This window comes from Enterococcus sp. JNUCC 77 (assembly GCF_054819945.1).
Window position 1 is genome coordinate 1496064 of the sequence record NZ_JBTHIG010000001.1, and the last position, 23046, is coordinate 1519109.

The following is a 23046-nucleotide window of genomic DNA, read 5'->3' on the forward strand; positions in this document are numbered from 1 at the left end:
AAACCAAAATCTCACGGTAAACCGCAGACTCTGGTTTTATTAATTATTGCATGCCTTGATACAATGCCAAATATTTCTGACTAGACAAGTCCCAACTAAAGTCTGTTTTCATACCATTAACCATCAATTTTTGCCAAATATCAGGTTCATCTTGGTACAAAGCTATTGCTTGCTTACAAGTATTCATCAAAATATAGGATTCAAAAATATTAAAACCAAATCCAGTGCCTGCTTGAGTGATTGGATTATAAGGGATTACGGTATCTTTTAATCCACCTACTTCATGAACAATCGGCAAAGTGCCATAACGCATGGAAATCATTTGTGATAATCCACATGGCTCAAAAGCTGATGGCATTAAAAACATATCTGCTCCGGCATAAACTTTTTGCGCCAAGTTCACATCAAAAGCAATATTAATGCTAGCTTTTTCTGGATACTTGCTACCAATATAGCTAAAACCAGCTTCGAAATTCGGATCACCTGTACCAATTAATACAAATTGCACGTCAAATTGAAGTAAATTTTCTAATTCTTGTAAAACCAAATGGAAACCTTTTTGATATGTCAAACGACTGACCACACCAATCAATGGGACGTCTTCACGAATGGGCAGACCCATTACTTTTTGTAAATCAGTTTTATTCTTTTTCTTTTCAGCTAAATTTTCGATATTGAATTTTTCAAAGATTGCGGGATCCGTTTCAGGATTAAAGACCTCCGTATCAATTCCATTTAATATGCCACTTAATTTACCACTTTCCATCTGTAAAATGACATCTAAACCTGATGAAAATTGTGGTGTTTTGATTTCATTAGCGTAAGATGGACTAACTGTTGTCACTCGATCAGCATATAAAATTCCTGCTTTCATAAAATTCAAACAATCATTGAATTTGATTGTACCGTCATCATAACGTTCTGTTCCCATCCCAAATAGGTCGACTAAAATTTGTTTATCAAACTGACCTTGAAATTCGATATTGTGTATCGTTAAAATGATGCGAATATCAGAGAAGGCCGAAATCCAATTATATTTTTCCTTTAACAAGAAAGGCACCATTGCGGTATGATAATCATTCACATGGAGAACATCAGGAATGAAATTAATTTTTTCCATCATCTCAATCAAAGCTAATTGGAAAAAGGCAAAGCGTTCACCATCATCGTAATATCCGTACAATTCTTCACGATTGAAATAATAGAGATTATCAAGAAAGTAATAATCTATTCCATTTAATTGTAAATATTTTACCCCGCAGTATTGTTTACGCCAACCAACATATACATCAAAATGAAGCAAATCTTCTAGTTGATCTTGATATTTTTCAGCCATCTTAGTAAAAAACGGCAACACAACTTTAATATCGACCCCTTTTTTCTTTAATTCCTTCGGTAAAGCACCGGCTACATCGCCTAATCCACCTGATTTAAAAAAGGGAGCACATTCAGCTGCCGCAAATAAAACTTTCATCAATGTTCGCCTCCATAGATATCGTTTAAGACATGGGCATTTTTCCTCACAACAACTGGTTTTTCAGCTGTTCCGATAATCTTCACACCTGGCTCAATGATGACATTTTTATCAACGATTGCATTTTTTATGAAAGCATTTTCTTGAATTTTCACATTGGCCATTACAATACTATCATACACTTCGGCATCTTTTGCGACAAAGGTTTTTCTTGAAAATAACGAGTTTTCAACTTTTCCTTCAATAATACAGCCCGTTGCAAACTGACTATTATTAACAACTGAAGTCGGCGCATAATAAGTTGCAACTTCATTTTTTAACTTTGTATAAATTTTTTGACTAGTGTATAGCAATGAATTGAATTTTTTTGAATCTAGCATTGCCATATTCGCATCATAATAAGATTTGACATCAAAAATATTACTTAAAAATCCTGTATATTCATATGCAGATGTTCGTACTTGATTCATCCGATCCATTAAAAATTCTTGCATAGAAGCCGGTGAATTATTTAGCTGACCCTCTTGAAATTGTCGGATCAACCAATCTGTTCGGCAGATAAAAATTGTCATGGACAAATTATGCAATTCATCTTCCAATCTATTATTTTCAAAACGATCATAACCAATAACGTGTCCATCATCGATTTTTAAGATAACGTCTTTTGCAGAAATATATTCTTTCGACATTTTTTTATACACCACTGTTAAGTCGACATCTTTTTGTTGATGAATTTTCAAAACAGATTCAATATCAATATTACACAGCATTCTGTTACCCATAAATACAGTGTACTCTGACTTAGATTTATTTAAAAAATCAATCGCATCATCATAATATGGTAAACCTTCTGCTTTTTTCTGTAAATATTCTTGATAAAAATTAATGAAAAAACGGCTATCAACACTATCAAGATGCCATTCTCGTCCTCCACCAATATGATCAAATACTGACTTAGTCTGATGCTGATTAAAGATCATATAAACTTGTTTAATATTGGCATTTACAGCATTTGAAAGACTAAAATCTAAAATACGATATTTACAATCAAAAGGTAAAGTAGATAAAGGTCGATTTTCAGTTAAAGGTAGTAATTCTTTGCTTTCATATACGCCGCTAATAATCGCCGCTATTTTATTCGCTCTCATCAACATTCACTCCAATCACTTCAGAATAGCCAACTATAGCAATCTCATCTGTCCCATCAATTACTGCATTGTCACCAATAATAGCTTTTTCGCCAACAATCGCACGATTCATTTTTACATTTCGACCAATTGTAGCTCCCGGCATAATAAAACTATCCTTTATCACAGCGCCTTCTTTTACTTGAACATCATTTGATAAGATACTGTGATCAACTTCACCTGCGACATAACAACCGTCGACTATCAAAGAATCTTTAACCAAGGCTGTTTCAGTTAAGAAATGCGGTGGTGAAACTGTATTTTTAGCTAGAACTCGCCAATTTTTATCGCGAATATTTAAGCTGTGATTAGGATCTATAAATTCCATATTTGATTCCCATAATGAATCAATTGTACCAACATCTTTCCAGTAACCTTGGAATCGATAAGCAAAAACATTTTCACCAGATTCAAGATAAGCAGGAATAACATGTTTCCCAAAATCAAGCATATGATCATCTTTTTGGTAACTATTTAGTAGCATATCTCGTAAACGAGACCAGTTGAAAATATAAATCCCCATCGATGCAAGATTACTTTTTGGTTCTTCTGGTTTTTCTTCAAATTCAATAATTCGATTATTTTCATCTGTATTCATAATTCCAAAACGAGAAGCTTCTTCCATAGGTACTTCTATAACGGCAACAGATAAAGATGCATTATTTTCTTTATGCACATCAAGCATTGCTTCATAATCCATTTTGTAAATGTGATCTCCTGATAAAATCAAGACATACTGTGGATCCATTTGATCAATGTAATCCATATTCTGATAGATTGCATGAGCAGTACCTTCAAACCATTTACTACCGTCATTACTAGAAAATGGTTGTAAGATAGTGACCCCTGAATTCAGTCCATCAAATCCCCAACTTGAACCATTCCCAATATGACTATTTAAAGCAAGTGGTTGATATTGTGTCACGACACCAACATTATTTATTCCTGAATTCACGCAATTACTTAAAGTAAAATCAATAATCCGATACCTTCCACCAAACGGAACAGCGGGTTTTGCAATATGTTGTGTCAATTTCCCTAATCTTGAGCCTTTTCCCCCGGCTAAGATCATTGCTAAGATTTCTGTTTTCATAATCTTTGTTGGTGAAAAAATTAGCTTTCACCATCCCCCTTTTTTATTTTTTTGTCCGTGTATTTACTTTTAACGGTTTTAAAATCAATGCCCCCAAAGCCGGTACCGTCGTAGTAATTGAAGATTGATAATCTTTAAAATGATATTCATCACTTTCTGCTACTGGATTATGCTCCGTCCAAGTTCCACCAAACTCTAGCATTTCCGTATTCCAAACTTCTTCATAACTGCCAGCATAAGGCACGCCAATTCTAAAACCTTGTCTTTCTACTGGAGTCATATTTAAAATAACAATTAAAAAGTCCTTTTTACGTTTTCCTTTGCGGATAAAGGATAGTACTGTTTCATTCGTATTATCTGCGTCAATAATCTCGATAGTATCGTAAGATTCTTCCAATTCCCACAACGCTGGATTGTCTTTATAAAACTGATTTAACTGGCTAGTGAAAAATTGCATGGAATGATTAAGAGAATCCTTTAAATCCACCCATTCTAAGCCTTCATCATATTTCCATTCTAAAAATTGACCCCATTCACTACCCATAAATAATAGCTTCTTCCCAGGATGAGTCATAAAATAAGTAAACAAATTTCGCAGCTGAGCAAATTGCTTATAGCGATCTCCCCACATTTTATGCATCAAACTTTTCTTACCATGAACAACTTCATCATGAGACAAAGGTAAAATGAAATTTTCATCCATCATGTACATAAACGAAAAAGTCAATAGATTAAAATTGTCTCCACGATATAGCGGATCCATTTCGTAAAAGCGTAAAATATCATTCATCCACCCCATATTCCATTTGTAATCGAAACCTAAAGCACCTGTTTCAATTAAACCAGTAATTTGAGTATCTGAAGAGCTTTCTTCAGCCATCATTAGTACATTTGGGTGGGCTAATTTGATAACTGCATTTAATTTTTGCAAGAAATAATAGCCTTCGAAATTTTGATTTCCGCCTTCATGATTGGGTGTCCAAGGACCATCATCGTAATCGCGATAAATCATGCTTGAAACAGCATCTACACGAATACCATCAATATGGTAAAACTCAATCCAAAACATCGCACTAGATATTAAGAAACTTTGAACTTCAGATTTGCCGAGATCAAAATTAATTGATCCCCAACGAACGTTATTTGCCCGATCTGGATCCTGGTATTCAAATTGTGGCGTTCCATCATAGTAAGGCAATGTATCATCATTAATACAAAAATGCCCAGGTACCCAATCGACTAGCACGCCAATATTGTTTAAATGACAAGCTTCTACAAAATTTTGGAATTCTTCTGGTGTACCATAATATGAACTTAATGCAAAATAACCAATTAATTGATAACCCCAGCTCATCCCTAAAGGATGTTCCATCAATGGCATAAATTCCACGTGAGTATAATTCATTTCCACTAAATATGGCACTAGTTCTTCCGTTAATTCAGCGAAATTATACGGCTGACCATCCTCGTGATGTTTCCACGAGCTAGCATGAACTTCATAGATATTCATTGGTCGTTTAAAATGATTTACACGTTTGTTTCTGCCGCGCCAAAGACCATCTTTCCATTTTTTTTCAGGTACTGTATGAAGTACTGCAGCATCACCTGGTCTTTTTTCAAAAAAGATTGCAAAAGGATCAATTTTCATAATCTCACGACCGTTTGCTTGACGAACTTTGAATTTGTACAAATCACCTTCACTAGGTAAAGCGGTTGTTACTTCCCAAATACCATAAGCATCTTTTTCCATAGGAATAGAATCATTCCAGTCATTAAAGTCACCCACCAAAAATACCATTTGTGCATTAGGTGCCCATACTCGAAATGTGTATTGATCATTTTTTAAGTGTGCGCCTAAAAAATGTTGGGCATAAAAGTTTTCCCCCGACAAAAAATTCTGTTTGGCTTCAAGTAACGGCTTTTCTTCAACATCAGATTTCTCTTTCATAGGCCACCTCATTTACTTATTTTACTCAAAAAATACTTGTAAAAAAATCTGAAATAAAAATTCTATTTCATTATTTTTTTAACTTTCTCTTCTTTTATAAGAACATAAAAAAATGCGTACGATCGCTCGAAATACTAATTAAAATAGTTTTTTTTTACTAAAATGATTTAAATATGCAGAAAATAATAGCTTTATGAAAATGAATTGAAAACTTTCTCTTCTAAAAAAACACTTCATTTCATCATCTATTAAAAACCAATCGTTATTTTACACGAAAAAAGCTAGAGAATCCTTGATAGATTCTCTAGCTCATTTTTGCCATAAAAATTTAATTAATTCTTTTTCAAATGCGGCTGTTTTAGTTATCCAAGAATGACTTGCCTTAATACCAGTAATTGTATATTCTTGATAACTCTTTACATGAGACGAGATTAAATAGCGTAAGGCAAATGCACTATGCAGTGAGACCGCACCATCACTTTGAGTCCCGTCTTTTTTATTTCCAGCAATATTTAAAACTTGTAAGTTTTTTGGCAATTTATTCATTTGTTGGTCAAAATATTGATAAATAGGTGTCTCTTGGCTAGGACCCGTCTCGGTCAATTCTGCAGCAAATACCTCATCAGTATCTTCGGCGATTTCTAAATCATTATATGGCGTAGCAACCGTCACCAACTTTTCTACTTTAGGACCTTGATCGTATTCTAAAAGGTAACGTAAAGCTGATACACCACCCATTGAATGAGCAACTAGATTCACTTTTTTTACGCCTTGTTTGGATAAATATTGCATTGCATCAGAAATCCACTGGCTTTGCTTAATCTCACTAGCACGATTATTTGAAAAAAGTAACATGATCGTTGGATTATCTGCTTTCTTTGATAAATTCCCTTTTACAGTCAATTGACCATCCTCAGCAACTGTAATTGTCATAGCACGTTTCGCATATTGATCATCATTTAAAATTTTTAGCATCGGACCAAAAGAAAAACTATTTCCTTGATAGCCATGAATAAAAACAGTTGGTGTTTGACTATAATTAATTCCTTTTTGTTTAGATATGTTGCCACCATTTATTGAACGTATTTGAAAATAGTAAAACATTCCAGTTACACTAAAAACTGAAATAATTGCTACTAATATCTTGAAAATTTTTTGCATATTTACGCCTTCTTTATGAGATAAGTAAAACCTAATGTTGGAACTAGTATTTTCATTAATCGACGAATTGCAAAATAACGAATATCCCCAGATAATTTTTTAAGTTCAGCGTCTAATTCTGGTAAATCAGGAATTTCATCTACAACTGGTACTAAAATTTTGGGCACTGGATCTAATTGAATCAAATCAGTAACAATTAAACTTTGAGAATAAATAGTTTCTCGCCGCGGTTTCTTTTGTTTCAAAACAAAATCTAAAACCGTACTAACTTGATTAAAATAAAATTCTTGGTTCACATCACCAATTAATTTTTCCAATTGTTCAAATGATTCAGGATAATCTTCTGTTTGAAAAGAAAAATAATTAGGAATTGTAAAATCATTCCTTTTTTCCACATTTACTGTTATCAGTTGATATTCCTCATTTGCTATTTGCGTTATCTCCGGCAAATTAAAATCAACTGCTATAGTGCCAGGATATTTTTCTTGCCAATAATTTTGGATTAAGAAAGAAATCAACGTTACTTTTGCTGTCTCTTCAGCCAATTGATTTATTTTGTTCCAACTTTCTACCAAAGGATACGCCTTTAACTGAGGAATATGCAAATAATAGCGCCGATTTCTACGAAAAATTATTTCAAACGAAATCAAACGATCTAAATATTGATCCAAATGCCGCATACTAGGAAAATTATTTTTAATTTCTCGCAGGATCACAGGATTTTCTTGTTTTTCAAAATAATTAAGTAGAGTCATAATTTCTGGTTTTTTTATATATTCTATTAGTTTTTCTTCATTAGATATAATCTTCATTTTTACTCCTAAAAAAGGAGACTCTCTTATGAAAGTCTCCAAGTCAAATTATTTTTCAAAGGCTTCAGTTAATTGGGGAACAACTTGTTTTTTTCGAGAAACAACTCCTGGTAGGAATGCTCGATTATTTTCTAATTTTGTATTAAAAGCCACTTCGACTTTTTCTTTAGGCTCTCCGGCAATCAAGATCTCAGAATCAGAATTCAAAATATTCGTTACTAATAAAACAAATAAATCATATTTATTTTTTGTGTTTTCGACAATCATCGCTGCTTCCAATGCTTCTTGACGAGCAAAAACTTCTGCTAAATCTACTGTATTCACTTGTGCCACTCGAATAGTTTTGTCTCCCATTGGGAAACTTTTAGCATCTAAGTCTAATAATTCTGCTTCAGTTTTTGTGCTTAAGTTAGTACCAGCTTTTAACATTTCTAAGCCATAACTTTCTAAATCAACATCAGCAATTGCTGCTAATTCTTTAGCGGCTTTCATATCTTCTTCAGTTGAAGTTGGAGATTTAAATAATAAAGTATCTGAAACAATTGCTGAAAGCATCATGCCAGCGATTTCTTTAGGTACGGTCACATTATTTTCTTTGTACAATTTCAATACGATGGTTGAAGTACAACCGACTGGTTCGGCGCGGTAGTATAAAGGATTAGCTGTTTGAAAGTTAGCAATTCGGTGATGGTCAACAACCGCTAAAATATTCACCTCTTCAATATCTGAAACACTTTGCTGAAACTCGTTATGGTCAACTAACATGACATCTTGCGTTTCTCCAGCAACTTTTTCAACAACTCGTGGCGCAATCAAACCAAATTGATTTAACGCGTACTCAGTTTCTTCATTTGGTGTGCCTAACGCAACTGCTTCCGCGTCAACACCTAATTCTTTTTGTAAATGTGCAAAGGCTAAAGCAGCACCAATAGCATCAGTATCTGGATTTTGGTGTCCGAAAATTAAAACTTTTGACATATTTTATCGCTCCTTTTTATCAGTTCTTTTTTATCATATCAAAAAAAAAGAAAAGAGCAACAAAATCCTGCTCTTTTCTTTTAGATTAACGGTTCAAATAGCCTTTATAATCACTCGTATGCAATAATTTTTTGGCATTTTCAACACGGTCATCAGTTGGCGGTTCAATCCCATCCAATGGATATTTAAAGCCTAATTCTTCCCACTTATATTTACCCATTGTATGATAAGGTAAAATTTCAACTTTATCGACATTGTTCAGAGTTTTGATAAACTCATCTAAACGAATTAAAAATTCATCATAGTCACTACGTTCTGGCACTAGGACATGGCGAATCCAAACTGGCTTATTAATTTCAGACAAATATCTAGCCATTCCCAAAATATTTTCATTACTATGACCGGTTAGAATTTTATGTTGCTTTTCATCAATATGTTTCACATCAAATAAGATTAAATCAGTATATTTCATTAGTTCTTCAAATTTAGAAAAAAATGGCTCTTCTCTCGTAAATGGTTTTCCACAGGTATCTAAGGTGGTGTTTACGCCTCTTTCCTTAGCCTTTTTAAATAAATCAATTAAAAAGTCCATTTGTAATAAAGGTTCCCCGCCACTGACTGTTAAACCGCCTTTTTTTCCCCAATAGCTTTTATAATGTAGGGCTTCATCCAATACATCATCAGCTGTTCTTTTTTTTGCCTTTGGGTCATTAATTTTCCAAGTATCTGGATTATGACAAAATTGGCAACGCATTTGACAGCCTTGTAAAAAGACAATAAAACGTACACCAGGTCCATCCACAGAACCAAAGCTTTCAATTGAGTGAACATTTCCTAAAACAGCCGTTTCAGTTGCAGTAGTCATGAGATTTTTCCTCCTTAGAAATGAATAGGCGAATAGACATTCCGTCCATCCGCCCATTTGTAGCTTAAAGTTATTGTGAAACCAAATTACATTTTAGCGTGGAAAGTCCGGCTAATAACGTCCATTTGTTGTTCACGAGTTAAGTCGATAAATTTAACAGCATAACCAGAAACACGAATTGTGAAGTTTGCATACTCTTCTTTTTCTGGGTGTTCCATTGCATCAACTAATTTTTCTTTACCAAATACGTTCACGTTTAAGTGATGAGCGCCTTGGTCAAAGTAACCATCTAATACGCTTGTCAAGTTAGTAATACGTTCTTCTTCATCATGACCTAAAGCATCAGGATTGATACTTTGAGTATTTGAAATACCGTCTAAAGCATATTCGTAAGGCAATTTAGTTAATGAATTTAATGAAGCTAATAATCCATGTTGTTCCGCACCGTAAGATGGGTTCGCACCAGGAGCTAAAGGTTCGCCAGCTGCACGACCATCAGGTAAAGCACCAGTTGCTTTTCCGTAAACAACGTTTGAAGTAATTGTTAAGATTGAAGTAGTTGGTTCAGAATCACGGTAAGTTTTGTAATGTTCTAATTTTTCCATGAATGTTTTAAGTAACCAAACTGCTAAATCATCTGCACGGCTATCGTCGTTACCATATTTAGGGAATTCTCCTTCAGTACGGTAGTCAATAACGATACCATCTTCATCACGAACTGGATATACTTTAGCGTATTTAATTGCTGATAATGAGTCTACTACGTGTGAGAATCCAGCGATACCAGTTGCGAAAGTACGTTTTAAGTTTGTATCCATCAAAGCTAGTTCAGCTGCTTCGTAGAAATAGCGATCATGCATATAGTGAATGATGTTCAAAGTATTTACATACATACCAGCTAACCATTCCATCATGTCATCGTATTTAGCCATTACTTCATCAAAGTCTAAAGCATCATCAGAAGTGATTGCTTGATAAGCAGGTCCTACTTGTGTTTTAGATTTTTCATCAACCCCGCCATTGATAGCATATAATAAACCTTTTGCTAAGTTAGCACGAGCACCGAAAAATTGCATTTCTTTACCAGTTTGAGTGGCAGACACACAGCAACAAATTGCATAGTCATCTAACCATACTGGACGCATAACATCATCGTTTTCGTATTGGATTGAAGAAGTATCAATTGAAACTTTAGTTGCATATTCTTTAAAGCCTTCTGGTAAACGTGAAGAATAAAGAACAGTCAAGTTTGGTTCTGGAGATGGTCCCATGTTTTCCAATGTGTGTAAGAAACGGAAATCGTTTTTAGTAACTAAAGTACGTCCGTCCATACCCATACCAGCAATTGATAATGTTGCCCAAACTGGGTCGCCAGAGAATAATTCATTGTATGAAGGGATACGAGCAAATTTCACCATACGTAATTTCATTACTAAATGGTCAATTAATTCTTGTGCTTGATCTTCATTCATTAATCCGCGTTCGATATCTCTTTGGATATATACATCCAAGAAAGTTGAAACTCGGCCAATTGACATTGCCGCACCATTTTGTTCTTTGATTGCAGCTAAGTAACCAAAGTAAGTCCATTGAACCGCTTCTTTAGCATTTTCAGCTGGACGAGAAATATCGTAGCCATAAGCTGCAGCCATTTCTTTCATACGTTTTAACGCATTGTATTGATCAGTAATTTCTTCACTTAGACGAATATCTTCATCTGAGAATTGACCATGTGTTACATTTTCGTGATCATGGAATTTTTGTTCCATCAAGTAATCAATTCCGTATAATGCTACACGACGATAGTCACCAACGATACGTCCACGACCATAAGTATCAGGTAAGCCAGTAATAATTTTATTACGACGAGCTGCTCTGATTTCTGGAGTATAAACATCAAAAACACCTTGGTTATGTGTTTTATGGTATTTTGTAAAAATTTCAGTATATTTAGGGTTAGGAGTATAGCCATAGCTTTTCAATGATTCTTCAGCCATTTTAATACCACCATAAGGCATAAATGCACGTTTTAAAGGTTTGTCAGTTTGTAAACCAACAACTGTTTCTTTGTCTTTTAAATCTTCATCAATGTAACCAGCACCATAAGCATTTGCAGCTGAAACAACATCAGCTTCCATGTCTAATACGCCGCCATTTTCACGTTCTTGTTTTTGTAATTGTTGTAATCTGCCCCATAATTTGTCAGTTGCGTCAGTAGGGTCAGCTAAGAAAGATGCATCGCCTTCATAAGGTGTGTAATTTGCTTGGATAAAGTCACGTGTATTAATTTCAGTTTTCCATAAGTGACCTTTAAATCCATCCCATGCGCTTTTTTCAAGATTGTTCATTTTTTTAAGTTCGTTTGTTGCAGTTCCCATTCAAGAGACCTCCTTAGAAATATCCAACTATTTAATTGCTACAGCTCTACAAAAAGAGTATAACACATCTTTAAATGTTTGCAAGGTTTTCTTGTAACAGTTTGCACAATATTTTCCCGAGGTTTTTGTTATCGTTAACAAAACGCTGATATCAAGCTTTTTGCAACATATTTACTTTTTAAAATTCTTAACAAATTTTCTTGAAACAGTTATTATGTGATACAAAAAACGGCTATCTGTATTAATACAGATAGCCGTTTTCATCAATCTGTGTATTACAGATTAACTGTTTTCTTCAGATAATTCCTTCACTAATGAAACACTATATACTTGACCTTCATTTTTTTCATCTATCACAAATGATCCGTTCGACATACGATCACTTAAGACGATATCAGAAATCGCGATTGAGTGTTCAGTGCCATTTTGACTAGTGATGTTTAATTCCCCTATTGACTGATCCGTTAAATAAACCAATCGATGAGGATTTTTCTTTAATTCTCTGAAAATCATTAACCCTCGTTTAGCACGACCAAGTTGAGGTAGTTCTTGAGCCAAGATACGTTTTGCCGCACCTCGTTGACTAATTAATGTAATTGGTGAATCCCCTTCAGAAAAGACTAGTGCACCACCAACAATGAAATCGCCCTCTTTCAAGTTAACTGATTTCACACCAGCAGCTTTCGCACCTAAACAAGGAACTTCAGTTAATGGATAACGCAATCCAAAAGCTCGGTTGGTAGCAGTAAAGATGTCCATGTCATTTTTCTGATTGGTTAAAATCGCTGAAACAACTTTATCTTCAGCGTTTTTCATTTTCATTGCTAAGGTTGAACGACTTCGATAGGTACGCCATGGAGAAAATTCAGACATCTTCGTTTGCTTAATCATGCCTGATCTTGTCATAAAGATAAAAACAGCATTCTCATCAATCTCTTTATAAGGAAATACTGCTACCACTTCTTCATCGATTGATAAATTTGAGATTGTTTGTGAAATATGTTCACCAACATCTTTCCATTTTAAATCAGTAATTTCATGAATTGGTCGATAGATCATATTGCCATGATTGGTTAATATCATTAAATGGTCCAAGGTATTCAATTTATCAATAAAGATTAGTTGATCGCCATCTTTCATGCCATGTTCATTTACTTGTGAGGCATTATATGACCGAATACTACTACGTTTCAAATAACCTTCCTTTGTTAAGGTCACTATGACATCTTCTTGTGTGATTAAAACTTCAGTTTCAATTTTTATTTCAGAAATTTCTTCTTCAATTTTAGTCAGACGGTCATTGCCATATTGTTTCTTAATTTGACGTAGTTCTTGTTTCATTATTTTAAAAAGTTCTTTATCACTGTTTAAGATTAATTGTAATTCTTTGATCTTAGCTGCTAACTCTTCAGCTTCTTTTTCTAATTGTGTGATATCCGTATTGGTTAAACGATACAATTGCAAAGTCACAATTGCTTCCGCTTGTTCTTCGGTAAAATCAAATTGGGCAACTAAATTATTTTTGGCATCTTTTTTATCTTTACTTCCGCGAATTGCTGCAATGACTTCATCTAAAATCGACAAAGCTTTAACCAAACCTTCGACGATATGCTGACGTTTACGAGCTTTAGTCAATTCATACTGGCTTCGTTTAGTAATAACGGATTGGCGGTGACCAATATAGCTCTTTAAAACATGAACCAAGCCAACTTGTTTTGGTGTCATATTATCAATTGCAACCATATTGAAATTATAATTGATTTGTAAATCAGTATTTTTAAATAGGTAGTTTAGAATACCTTCTGCATTCACATCTTTTTTCAATTCCACAACAATTTGCAAACCAGTCCGATCTGTTTCATCACGAACTTCTGCGATACCATCAATTTTCTTGTTTAAACGGATTTCATCCATTTTTTTCACTAGCACAGCTTTATTAACCTCATAAGGAATTTCATGAATGACAATTTGTTGTTTGCCACCTTTTAACTGTTCAATTGAAGTCTTTGAACGTAAGATTACTTTGCCACGACCTGTTTCATAGGCCTTTTTGATTTCATCTTTTCCTTGTAAAATTGCACCAGTTGGAAAATCTGGTCCAGGAATATAAGTCATAATTTTAGTTAGATCAGCATTAGGATGATCAATCAAATAAATGGTACCATCTATCACTTCAGCTAAATTATGGGTCGGAATTTCAGTTGCATAACCTGCAGAAATCCCTGTTGAACCATTAACCAACAAATTAGGATACGCAGCTGGTAAAACAGTCGGTTCTTTTTCAGTATCATCAAAATTCCAGACGAAGTCGACTGTTTCTTTTTCGATGTCTTGCAGCATTTCACCGCTTAATTTTGATAAACGTGCTTCAGTATACCGCATCGCAGCAGGTGGATCTCCATCCATCGAACCGTTATTACCATGCATCTCAATTAATACTTCCCGTAATTTCCAGTCCTGGCTCATTCGGACCATAGCTTCATAAATTGAACTGTCGCCGTGAGGATGATAATTCCCCATGATATTTCCAACTGACTTAGCAGACTTACGAAACCCTTTGTCAAAAGTATTGCCATCTTTATCCATTGCATACAAGATGCGCCGTTGAACAGGTTTTAAACCGTCTCGAATGTCCGGCAGTGCCCGTTCTTGAATAATGTATTTAGAATAGCGCCCGAAGCGTTCTCCCATGACTTCTTCTAATGTTAATTCTTGAATCGCATGTTGATTTTCCAAGGCTATTCCTCCCCATCAAATAAATTTGCTTGATAAATTTCCGTTTCAGTTGGATCTTTAACTACAGTGGTAGTTGCCGTAATATCGTCTTCTGTTTTACTGTCCAACAAACTACCATCTTCTTCCAAGGTAAATTGAACATGGCTTTCAATCCACTTTCTACGGGGTTCAACTTTATCCCCCATTAAAGTAGTGACTCTTCGTTCTGCTTTAGCAGCGTCATCTATTCTTACACGAACCAATGTACGATGCTCTGGATCCATGGTTGTTTCCCATAATTGATCAGCATTCATTTCTCCGAGACCTTTATAACGCTGTAACATATAACCTTTGCCAACTGTTTCAATCGCTGATTGTAATTCATCGTCAGTCCAAACATATTCCACTACTTGTTTTTTACCGCTACCTTTTGAAACTTTATACAATGGTGGTAAAGCTATATAAATTTTCCCAGCTTCAATCAATGGTTTCATATAACGATAAAAGAAAGTCAGTAATAAGACTTGGATATGGGCACCATCGGTATCCGCATCGGTCATGATTATCACTTTATCGTAATTGCAGTCTTCAATACTAAATTCTGGACCAACGCCAGCACCAATTGTATAAATCATCGTATTGATTTCTTCATTTTTTAAGATATCTTGCATTTTGGCTTTTTCAGTATTGATGACTTTCCCTCTTAAAGGCAAAATTGCTTGGAATTTTCGATCGCGTCCTTGCTTAGCTGAACCACCAGCAGAATCTCCTTCGACTAAAAATAGTTCATTACGTTTTGCATTCCGGGATTGAGCCGGAGTCAATTTACCAGAAAGTAGTGACTCACCTTTTTTACGTTTTTTGCCATTACGGCTTTCTTCTCGCGCTTTACGAGCAGCCTCACGAGCTTCTCGGGCTTTGACAGCCTTGCGGACCAACATCTGACTATTTTCGCTATTTTCTTGTAGATAGTAGCCTAGCTGTTCACTAATCACACTATCAACCGCTCCTCTAGCAGCTGGCGTTCCGAGTTTTTCTTTGGTTTGGCCCTCAAATTGTAATAGGTTTTCAGGAATGCGAACTGATAATACTGCCGCCAAACCTTCACGGAAATCTGTACCTTCTAAATTCTTATCTTTTTCTTTCAGTAACCCAGTTTTACGAGCATACTCGTTGAATGCCTTTGTAATCGATGTCTTCATCCCTGCTTCATGGGTACCACCATCTTTTGTGCGGACGTTATTAACAAAAGATAAGATATTTTCTGAGTAGCCATCATTATATTGATAAGAAAACTCAACTTCGATTCCTTCTTTTTCTCCAGAAAAATAAGTAACCGGTGTTAGAGTATCTTTGTCTTCATTTAAATAAGCTACAAATTCCTTGATACCTTCTTCAAAATGATAGACTTCGGAATTTTTTTCTTCTCCCCGTAAATCATTTAAAGTAATTTTGACACCACGTAATAAGAAAGCCGATTCTCGCAATCGTTCAGCTAAAGTATCAAAAGAAAATTTAACTGTGCTAAAAATTGTATCATCTGGCATAAAATGAACCATTGTACCGTTTGGTTTTTTAGTTTTGCCAATTTTTTTCAGAGTGCCTTGTGGTTTACCACCATTTTTAAATTCTTGTTGATACTCAACACCATCACGAACAATATTTACTGTCAGCCAACTTGATAGAGCGTTTACCACACTGGCACCAACACCATGTAATCCACCAGACGTTTTGTAGCCGCCCTGACCAAATTTTCCGCCGGCATGTAAAATAGTAAAAATTACTTCTACCGTGGGAATTCCTGAAGCATGCATCCCAACTGGCATCCCACGACCTTTATCGCTAACTTCCACACTATTATCAGGGTGTAAAGTTACTTCAATGTCACTACCGAAACCAGATAATGCTTCATCAACTGCATTATCAACGATTTCATAAACCAAATGATGTAAACCACGGCTGTCAGTCGAACCGATATACATTCCTGGACGTTTTCTAACTGCTTCCAATCCTTCTAACACTTGAATAGAAGCATCATTATATTCATTATTTATCTTCTTAGCCAATCCTACAGCTCCTATCTAAAAAATACATCTCTTGTATGATACGCTAAATTTGGCCAAAAAAAAAGCCTCCCTTAGTACCCGAGAGGCATTTTATCAATTTTTTGTCATGATTACAAATAAAAGTTTATCCTCTTTTACCTAATTCGATCTTGATACACCGATTCATCACGACATCTTTTTTTCCGGCTTCTTTCAAAATTTCATAAGCTTCTTCGCTTTGTAAACCTAATTGAGCCCAAAATACTTTTGCATCTGTTTTGATAAAATCTTCGGCTACTTGTGGTAGAAACTCACTACGACGGAAAATATCAACAATATCAATCGACTCAGGAACTTCAGCTAAGGTTGCGACAACAGGAATCTCATTCACTGTCTGACCAGCAAGTTTCGGATTCACACCGTATAATGTATAATTAAATTTTTTCAAAAGATCCGCAATGGCATAGCTTGTTTTAGTTGGATTATCACTTAAGCCTACAACCGCAATAACTTTAGCATCATTCAGATAATCGAAAATCTTTTCTTGACTAGGATTTTCAAACGCCATCAGTCCACCTCTTTCTTTTTTTATAGTATAACATGTGAAATTGATTTGTTCACATATTTGAAATCTGCTAAAATGAACATATTATTGATAGAAATGAGGATTTATATGGAAACAGCTATGCTTTTGGCAGTAGCTTATTTTTTAGGTTCGATTCCATCAGGTGTCTGGATCGGCAAAATTTTCTTTAAAAAAGATATCCGTGATTTTGGTAGTAAAAATACCGGCACTACCAACACCTTCCGTGTTTTAGGTAAAAAAGCCGGTGCAATTGTTTTTTTGATGGATTTATTAAAGGGAACTTTAGCAACTTGCCTACCAATGATTTTCCATTTAGAGATTAATCCACTTTGGTTCGGTTTAGTTGCTGTCATCGGCCATACTTTACCAATCTTTGCTGGATTTAAAGGTGGAAAAGCAGTTGCAACAAGTGGTGGCATGTTATTAGGTTACAGTCCCCAGTTTTTCTTGTATTCGCTAATCTTTTTTATCATTATTTTGTACATTACCAGTATGGTGAGCGCTACTAGTATCATTGCAGCGATCTTTGTAACATTATCGACAATTATTTTACCCTTGACACATACAGGAATTCTACCTAACTTTAACTGGTTATTAACTATTATTTGTTTTGCACTAACTTGCTACATTATTTATCGTCATCGAGAAAACATCATTCGAATAAAAAATGGTACAGAAAGCCGAATATCCTTTGGTTTACACAAAAAATCCAGCTAATCGCTTAGGCGACGAGCTGGTTTTTTTAAATTTCTCTCATTAAAAATACATTATCAACCGCAACAACCGGATAGTCCTTTGGAAAATCAGTCAATGGTAAAGCGACAAACTGATTTTTCTTGTAAAATCCCAAAGCCGCCTTGAAAATATCAATAGTTCCTAAATATACATAGTGAATGTCTTCGGTTTTACAATAATCCAACAACACATCCAATAATTTCTGACCAACTTGAGCTTTGCCACGGTATTTTTTATTAACAAACATTTTTCTTAAAGCACTATTGCCATCCTTCAAACGGATCAAAGCAATTGTCCCTACCACCTGACCTTGGTCGATAGCTAGCCAAAAATTTCCACCATCTTTTTGATAAAAATCAGGAATATTAGCCAAATCTGGCTGATCTGCTAACGTAATATTTACCTCAAATTCATCTGTTTGAATACCTACAATCAAATCGGTTAACTGCTGCTGGTATTTTTTATCATACTTAATAATTTCCATTCGTTTCACCTCAATGAATAGTAATTGAAAATTCGGTTTTAAATGTCTCGTTTGCTGGCAAATGCTGCATACCTGCTTTGTCCTCCAATTTGCCAGTGCTATTAACTGTATCCGCAAATCCCCACCAAGGTTCAATACATAAAAAGGGTGCTTCTTTTGGCATTGGAGACCAAAAGCCAACGTAAGGAATATTATTATAAGTCACTGTAACGTTATGTTTTGAATCTTCTGAACCAACAGTATATGAATTAAGTCCACGAGTTTCATAAATTAACGCATCTTCTTTAAATAAGTCATGACTCAATTGAATATTGGTGTTGGTTTGACCTAAAGTTTTTTGATCTAAATTAGCAAACGGTCCCTCCAAAGGAATCTTTATCCGACTTTTTTGCGGTGAAAAAGCAATAAAATAGTCATCAAATGTTAAGTTTTCTTCTAAAGGAATGTTAAACGCTGGATGTCCACCCAAAGCGAAAATTAATTCGCCTGAACTAGGATTTTGGACTTCAAAACGTATCCGGAGCCCCTCTCCCCAAACCTCATAACTAACAATCAAAACAAAATCAAAAGGATAGATCTTTTTTGTTTCAGCATCACTCTTCAAAATAAATGTAGCTTTTTCAGCAGTTTGCTCTAACAATTCAAATTTTTTATCACGGGCAAAACCATGTTGACCCATTGGATAATTTTCCCCTTGATAAGTATATTGGTCGTTCTTCAAACGACCCACAAAAGGAAATAGAATTGGTGCGTGACGTCCCCAATAATTTGGGTCAGCCTGCCAAATATACTCAATTTGATTCGCAGAAAGACTGGTTAATTCTGCCCCTTTTTCATTAATTATTGCAGTCAAATATTCATTCTTAATTGTTACTGACATTTGCAAGCCCCCTCGTTTAGCGGTGACGGGCCAGCTCTTCTTTAAAGAGCGGGTTCAACACCTTTAAGTATGTGCCTTTCATTCCTAAAGATCGTGAATCAATAATACCAGCCGATTCTAACTTTCGTAAAGCATTTACAATCACTGAACGAGTAATCCCAATTTCATCAGCAATATTAGAAGCAGTTAATCTTCCTTCATCACCTTCGAGAGCTGCAAATATCGCTTTTACAGCCTTTAATTCACTATATGAAAGAGTGTTAATGGCCATTTGGACAGCTGTTTGTGAACGAACATTTTCTTCAACATTTAAGAATTGTTGGTACAAAATTTCCATACCGACAACAGTTGCACCATATTCTGCTAGGACTAAATCATCGTCACCAAAAGCTTCATCTGTTCTAGCTACAACAATTGTTCCTAAACGCTCTCCAGAACCGAAAATCGGAATCACTGTTGTCAAACCATTAGGATAATATTCAGATCGTTCGGTTGGAAAAGCGGTTAAAGGATTTTCCACTGAAATATTGGCTTCCGTTTTTTCAACGTTTTCCATATTCGATACATATATTTCTGGAAATTGCCGATCAACAATAAATGACTTTACCCGATCAGTATTAATATCAATCTTTTCATTGTAACCTAATAATTTTCCATCAGAACCGATAATATACGTCAAAGCTTCTAACACATCTCCTAAAATTCGAGCCATGTTATTGTAAGGCATTTCAGCTTGTGGTTCAAAAGCGTTTTTTTGTTGCATCAATTTATTGATTTGACGAGTTTTTTCTAGCAATGAGACCATATTTTTAACAACCCCTTTTTTATAATATATAGCGACTTAAATCTTTGTTTTCAGCAATGCTAGCTAATTTTTCATCCACATAGGCTTCCGTAATGCGGATTTCCCCCATTTGCATATCTGGTGCTTCGTATAATAAATCTTCTAGTAATTTCTCTAAAATAGTATGAAGACGTCGAGCCCCGATATTGTCCGTTTCACGATTGACATTGTACGCAATTTCGGCAATTTTTTTGATAGCTTCTTGAGTAAAAATCACATTAACATTTTCTGTTCCGATTAAAGCAACATACTGGCTGATTAATGCATTGTTCGGTTCAGTTAAAATACGAACAAAATCTTCCGCCGTTAGATCAGATAATTCTACCCGAATTGGGAAGCGACCTTGTAATTCAGGAATCAAATCACTTGGTTTAGATAAAGAAAATGCACCACTAGCAATAAATAGCACATGGTCAGTTTGAATGGCACCATATTTTGTATTTACTTGTGAGCCTTCCACGATTGGCAAGATATCTCTTTGAACACCTTCTCGCGAAACTTCTCCTGAATTTTGTTGGGATTTTGAAGTAATCTTATCGATTTCATCAATGAAAATAATGCCTGAACTTTCAGCCAATCGAATTGCTGCAGTAGAAATATCCGCCTCGTTAACAAGTTTTGCTTGCTCTTCTCTGACTAATAATTCTTGCGCCTCTTTAACAGTGACTGTTCGTTGGATCTTTTTACTAGGACTTAGCGCGCCTAATGCATCATTAAGATCAATACCCATTTGTTCCATCGCATTATTCATTTGGGGAGCATTTTTTTTCGGCTCTTCGATTTCAATAGTCACTTCGCGGCTATCTAAAGCACCCTTTTCTAATTGTTCTAAGATTGTTGAACGATTCACTTTTATTTCTTCTGTGATTTCTTCTTTAGGTTCATTGGTTTGTGCCTGATTAAACATATTCATCATTTGTTGATAAGGATTATTATTTTGGTTATTTTGTTCTTTTTTGATTCCAGGAACTAAAACTTTCACTAATCGTTTATTAGCTTTTTTTAAGGCTTGGCTATATACACGAGAATACTGTTCTTTTTCAACTATTGTAATTGCATTTTCGACTAAATCCCGCACCATCGACTCAACATCACGACCAACATAACCAACTTCGGTAAATTTTGTAGCTTCGACTTTGACAAAAGGTGCTTTAACAATTCGAGCCAATCGACGAGCAATTTCAGTTTTCCCAACACCAGTTGGACCAATCATTAAAATATTTTTTGGCGTTACTTCTTGCTGCATACTTTCTTCTAATTGCATTCGTCGATAACGATTCCGTAATGCAATGGCAACTGATCTCTTAGCGTCATTTTGACCGATAATATATTGATCTAATTCAGCGACTATTTCTTTTGGGGTTTTATTCATTTCACTCATTTTTTAACTCCTTTACATTTCTTCGACAATGATATTATGATTAGTGAAGACACAAATATCTGCCGCAATATTTAAAGCACTCTCAGCAACTTCTTTAGCACTCATTTCAGGATTATGTTTTTTCATTGCTCGAGCAGCAGCTAAAGCATAGTTTCCTCCTGAACCGATGGCTAGAATACCGTCATCTGGTGCAATTACTTCACCATTTCCTGATACTAATAGCATTTCTTCTTTATTCATAACAATTAACAAAGCTTCTAAGTTTTTCATTGCTTGTTGAGTGCGCCACTCTTGGGCTAACTCAACGGCTGCTCTTTGTAAATTGCCATTGTATTCATTTAATTTGCCTTCAAATTTTTCTTCAAGGGTAAAGGCATCTGCCACACTGCCTGCAAATCCGACTACCACTTCTCCATTATAGATGCGGCGAACTTTTCTAGCGGTTCCCTTCATCATGATTTGTTGTCCCATGGTTACTTGACCGTCTCCAGCCATCGCCAATTTGCCGTCTTTTTCAACGGCACATATAGTTGTTGAATGAAATTGTGATTCTGACATTCCTGTTTCCTCCTAGTTTATGCTCTTGGATGAAATGAGCGATAATTTTTTTGTAAACTTTCCTTTGTTACATGTGTGTAAATTTGAGTGGAAGATAGATTACTATGACCCAATAGTTCCTGCACCGTTCTTAAATCGGCCCCATTATTTAGTAAATGCGTGGCAAAAGTATGTCGCAGCATATGTGGATGAATGTCACTAGCTAAACTACTCTTTTTTATAATTTGTTTTAAGACATATTCAATTCCAGTTGGCGTAATCTGAACACCTCGATGGTTAATGAATACAAAATCATGGCTTTGTTGAAAATGTGCCATGATTTTTTGTCGGCCATCATTTAAATATTCTTTTAAAGCATCCGCTGCATAAGATCCCAGTGGCACATAACGATCTTTACCACCTTTTCCGTGAATCAATAAGACACTATTATCAAAATCTACTACTGACAAGGTTAAGTTAGCGCATTCACTCACTCGCAAACCAGCACCGTATAATATTTCTAATAATGCCCGATTTCTTTGATCCAATGGTTTATCACCAGATACGCTATCAAATAATACTTGTATTTCTTTTTCAAAAAAGAAACGTGGCAACTTAGCATTTTTCTTTTTTAAATGGACATAAGAAAATGGGTTTTCCTCTATCATCTCTAGACGTAAAAGATACTGGTAAAATGATCTTAAGCTAGCAATTTTACGGCTAATCGTATTGCGACTATACTTGAGATCGTTTAAATAGGAAAGGTAAATTCGAACATCTAAATGTTGCACTTTTAGTAAATTAGCTTCACCAGACTCTGTTAAGAATTCTAAAAAATCAACTAAATCATTCCCATAGCCTTTTTCCGTTTCAGGTGAATAACCTCTTTGATTAATCAAATAACTTAAAAATTCTGAAATTAATTTTTGGTTCTCCATTTAAT

19 protein-coding genes are annotated in these 23046 nt (G+C 35.1%); 1 reads left to right on the top strand and 18 read right to left on the bottom strand.

Annotation, left to right across the window (positions count from 1 at the left end):
* Nucleotides 1–43: 43 nt before the first annotated feature.
* The 12 genes from glgA to ACVWNY_RS07415 all read right to left on the bottom strand — a co-directional run bounded on the left by glgA (nt 44) and on the right by ACVWNY_RS07415 (nt 17224).
* Nucleotides 44–1474 (bottom strand): glycogen synthase GlgA, encoded by a 1431-nt coding sequence (gene glgA / locus ACVWNY_RS07360; RefSeq protein WP_218325126.1) that lies wholly within the window; start codon nt 1472–1474, stop codon nt 44–46.
* Nucleotides 1474–2622, bottom strand: coding sequence for a glucose-1-phosphate adenylyltransferase subunit GlgD (gene glgD, locus ACVWNY_RS07365; RefSeq protein ID WP_218325125.1), 1149 nt, complete (start codon nt 2620–2622; stop codon nt 1474–1476). The genes glgA and glgD overlap by 1 nt, the downstream gene beginning before the upstream one ends.
* Nucleotides 2609–3754, bottom strand: coding sequence for a glucose-1-phosphate adenylyltransferase (locus ACVWNY_RS07370; RefSeq protein ID WP_218325124.1), 1146 nt, complete (start codon nt 3752–3754; stop codon nt 2609–2611). The genes glgD and ACVWNY_RS07370 overlap by 14 nt, the downstream gene beginning before the upstream one ends.
* A 43-nt stretch (nt 3755–3797) precedes the next feature.
* Nucleotides 3798–5702, bottom strand: coding sequence for a 1,4-alpha-glucan branching protein GlgB (gene glgB / locus ACVWNY_RS07375; protein WP_218325123.1), 1905 nt, complete (start codon nt 5700–5702; stop codon nt 3798–3800).
* 309 nt (nt 5703–6011) lie between these two features.
* A complete protein-coding gene (locus ACVWNY_RS07380) occupies nt 6012–6863 on the bottom strand; it encodes an alpha/beta fold hydrolase (protein ID WP_218325122.1) in 852 nt (283 codons plus the stop codon).
* 2 nt (nt 6864–6865) lie between these two features.
* Nucleotides 6866–7675 (bottom strand): DUF1803 domain-containing protein, encoded by an 810-nt coding sequence (locus ACVWNY_RS07385; RefSeq protein WP_218325121.1) that lies wholly within the window; start codon nt 7673–7675, stop codon nt 6866–6868.
* Between the two features lie 48 nt (nt 7676–7723).
* Complete coding sequence (locus ACVWNY_RS07390; RefSeq protein WP_218325120.1) at nt 7724–8653, bottom strand: manganese-dependent inorganic pyrophosphatase; 930 nt, start codon at nt 8651–8653, stop codon at nt 7724–7726.
* Nucleotides 8654–8738: 85 nt separating this feature from the next.
* Nucleotides 8739–9518 (bottom strand): pyruvate formate-lyase-activating protein, encoded by a 780-nt coding sequence (gene pflA / locus ACVWNY_RS07395; protein ID WP_218325119.1) that lies wholly within the window; start codon nt 9516–9518, stop codon nt 8739–8741.
* 86 nt (nt 9519–9604) lie between these two features.
* Nucleotides 9605–11896 (bottom strand): formate C-acetyltransferase, encoded by a 2292-nt coding sequence (pflB, locus tag ACVWNY_RS07400; RefSeq protein ID WP_454071205.1) that lies wholly within the window; start codon nt 11894–11896, stop codon nt 9605–9607.
* A gap of 282 nt (nt 11897–12178) precedes the next feature.
* Entirely contained in the window at nt 12179–14587 is a 2409-nt protein-coding gene (gene parC, locus ACVWNY_RS07405; RefSeq protein ID WP_425514601.1) for a DNA topoisomerase IV subunit A, read from the bottom strand.
* Nucleotides 14588–14634: 47 nt separating this feature from the next.
* Nucleotides 14635–16677 carry a DNA topoisomerase IV subunit B gene (parE, locus tag ACVWNY_RS07410; protein WP_218325116.1) on the bottom strand — a complete coding sequence of 681 codons (2043 nt, stop codon included), beginning with the start codon at nt 16675–16677 and terminating at the stop codon, nt 14635–14637.
* Between the two features lie 124 nt (nt 16678–16801).
* On the bottom strand, nt 16802–17224 hold the full coding sequence (locus tag ACVWNY_RS07415) for a CoA-binding protein (protein ID WP_218325115.1): 423 nt from the start codon (nt 17222–17224) through the stop codon (nt 16802–16804).
* 105 nt (nt 17225–17329) lie between these two features.
* Between ACVWNY_RS07415 and plsY the strand changes: the two genes are divergently transcribed.
* On the top strand, nt 17330–17959 hold the full coding sequence (plsY, locus tag ACVWNY_RS07420) for a glycerol-3-phosphate 1-O-acyltransferase PlsY (RefSeq protein WP_218325114.1): 630 nt from the start codon (nt 17330–17332) through the stop codon (nt 17957–17959).
* Nucleotides 17960–17984: 25 nt separating this feature from the next.
* Here plsY and ACVWNY_RS07425 read toward each other — a convergent pair whose 3' ends face one another.
* The 6 genes from ACVWNY_RS07425 to xerC are packed head-to-tail and all read right to left on the bottom strand — an operon-like array spanning nt 17985 to nt 23041.
* A complete protein-coding gene (locus ACVWNY_RS07425; protein ID WP_218325113.1) occupies nt 17985–18461 on the bottom strand; it encodes a GNAT family N-acetyltransferase in 477 nt (158 codons plus the stop codon).
* Between the two features lie 10 nt (nt 18462–18471).
* On the bottom strand, nt 18472–19341 hold the full coding sequence (locus ACVWNY_RS07430) for an aldose 1-epimerase family protein (protein WP_218325112.1): 870 nt from the start codon (nt 19339–19341) through the stop codon (nt 18472–18474).
* Nucleotides 19342–19357: 16 nt separating this feature from the next.
* The gene (gene codY, locus ACVWNY_RS07435; RefSeq protein ID WP_218325111.1) at nt 19358–20146 is read right to left on the bottom strand and encodes a GTP-sensing pleiotropic transcriptional regulator CodY; all 789 of its coding nucleotides are present in this window, start codon (nt 20144–20146) and stop codon (nt 19358–19360) included.
* 19 nt (nt 20147–20165) lie between these two features.
* Nucleotides 20166–21566, bottom strand: a complete 1401-nt coding sequence (gene hslU / locus ACVWNY_RS07440; RefSeq protein WP_218325110.1) for an ATP-dependent protease ATPase subunit HslU — start codon at nt 21564–21566, stop codon at nt 20166–20168.
* A gap of 12 nt (nt 21567–21578) precedes the next feature.
* Nucleotides 21579–22124 (bottom strand): ATP-dependent protease subunit HslV, encoded by a 546-nt coding sequence (gene hslV, locus ACVWNY_RS07445; RefSeq protein WP_218325109.1) that lies wholly within the window; start codon nt 22122–22124, stop codon nt 21579–21581.
* A gap of 17 nt (nt 22125–22141) precedes the next feature.
* Nucleotides 22142–23041 carry a tyrosine recombinase XerC gene (xerC, locus tag ACVWNY_RS07450; RefSeq protein ID WP_218325108.1) on the bottom strand — a complete coding sequence of 300 codons (900 nt, stop codon included), beginning with the start codon at nt 23039–23041 and terminating at the stop codon, nt 22142–22144.
* Between the last annotated feature and the right edge of the window lie 5 nt (nt 23042–23046).

Coding starts and splice junctions, on each gene's coding strand:
- glgA (WP_218325126.1), bottom strand. CDS start 1,474: ATGAAAGTTTTATTTGCGGCAGCTGAATGTGCTCCCTTTTTTAAATCA.
- glgD (WP_218325125.1), bottom strand. CDS start 2,622: ATGAGAGCGAATAAAATAGCGGCGATTATTAGCGGCGTATATGAAAGC.
- ACVWNY_RS07370 (WP_218325124.1), bottom strand. CDS start 3,754: ATGAAAACAGAAATCTTAGCAATGATCTTAGCCGGGGGAAAAGGCTCA.
- glgB (WP_218325123.1), bottom strand. CDS start 5,702: ATGAAAGAGAAATCTGATGTTGAAGAAAAGCCGTTACTTGAAGCCAAA.
- ACVWNY_RS07380 (WP_218325122.1), bottom strand. CDS start 6,863: ATGCAAAAAATTTTCAAGATATTAGTAGCAATTATTTCAGTTTTTAGT.
- ACVWNY_RS07385 (WP_218325121.1), bottom strand. CDS start 7,675: ATGAAGATTATATCTAATGAAGAAAAACTAATAGAATATATAAAAAAA.
- ACVWNY_RS07390 (WP_218325120.1), bottom strand. CDS start 8,653: ATGTCAAAAGTTTTAATTTTCGGACACCAAAATCCAGATACTGATGCT.
- pflA (WP_218325119.1), bottom strand. CDS start 9,518: ATGACTACTGCAACTGAAACGGCTGTTTTAGGAAATGTTCACTCAATT.
- pflB (WP_454071205.1), bottom strand. CDS start 11,896: ATGGGAACTGCAACAAACGAACTTAAAAAAATGAACAATCTTGAAAAA.
- parC (WP_425514601.1), bottom strand. CDS start 14,587: ATGGGAGAACGCTTCGGGCGCTATTCTAAATACATTATTCAAGAACGG.
- ACVWNY_RS07415 (WP_218325115.1), bottom strand. CDS start 17,224: ATGGCGTTTGAAAATCCTAGTCAAGAAAAGATTTTCGATTATCTGAAT.
- plsY (WP_218325114.1), top strand. CDS start 17,330: ATGGAAACAGCTATGCTTTTGGCAGTAGCTTATTTTTTAGGTTCGATT.
- ACVWNY_RS07425 (WP_218325113.1), bottom strand. CDS start 18,461: ATGGAAATTATTAAGTATGATAAAAAATACCAGCAGCAGTTAACCGAT.
- ACVWNY_RS07430 (WP_218325112.1), bottom strand. CDS start 19,341: ATGTCAGTAACAATTAAGAATGAATATTTGACTGCAATAATTAATGAA.
- codY (WP_218325111.1), bottom strand. CDS start 20,146: ATGGTCTCATTGCTAGAAAAAACTCGTCAAATCAATAAATTGATGCAA.
- hslU (WP_218325110.1), bottom strand. CDS start 21,566: ATGAGTGAAATGAATAAAACCCCAAAAGAAATAGTCGCTGAATTAGAT.
- hslV (WP_218325109.1), bottom strand. CDS start 22,124: ATGTCAGAATCACAATTTCATTCAACAACTATATGTGCCGTTGAAAAA.
- xerC (WP_218325108.1), bottom strand. CDS start 23,041: ATGGAGAACCAAAAATTAATTTCAGAATTTTTAAGTTATTTGATTAAT.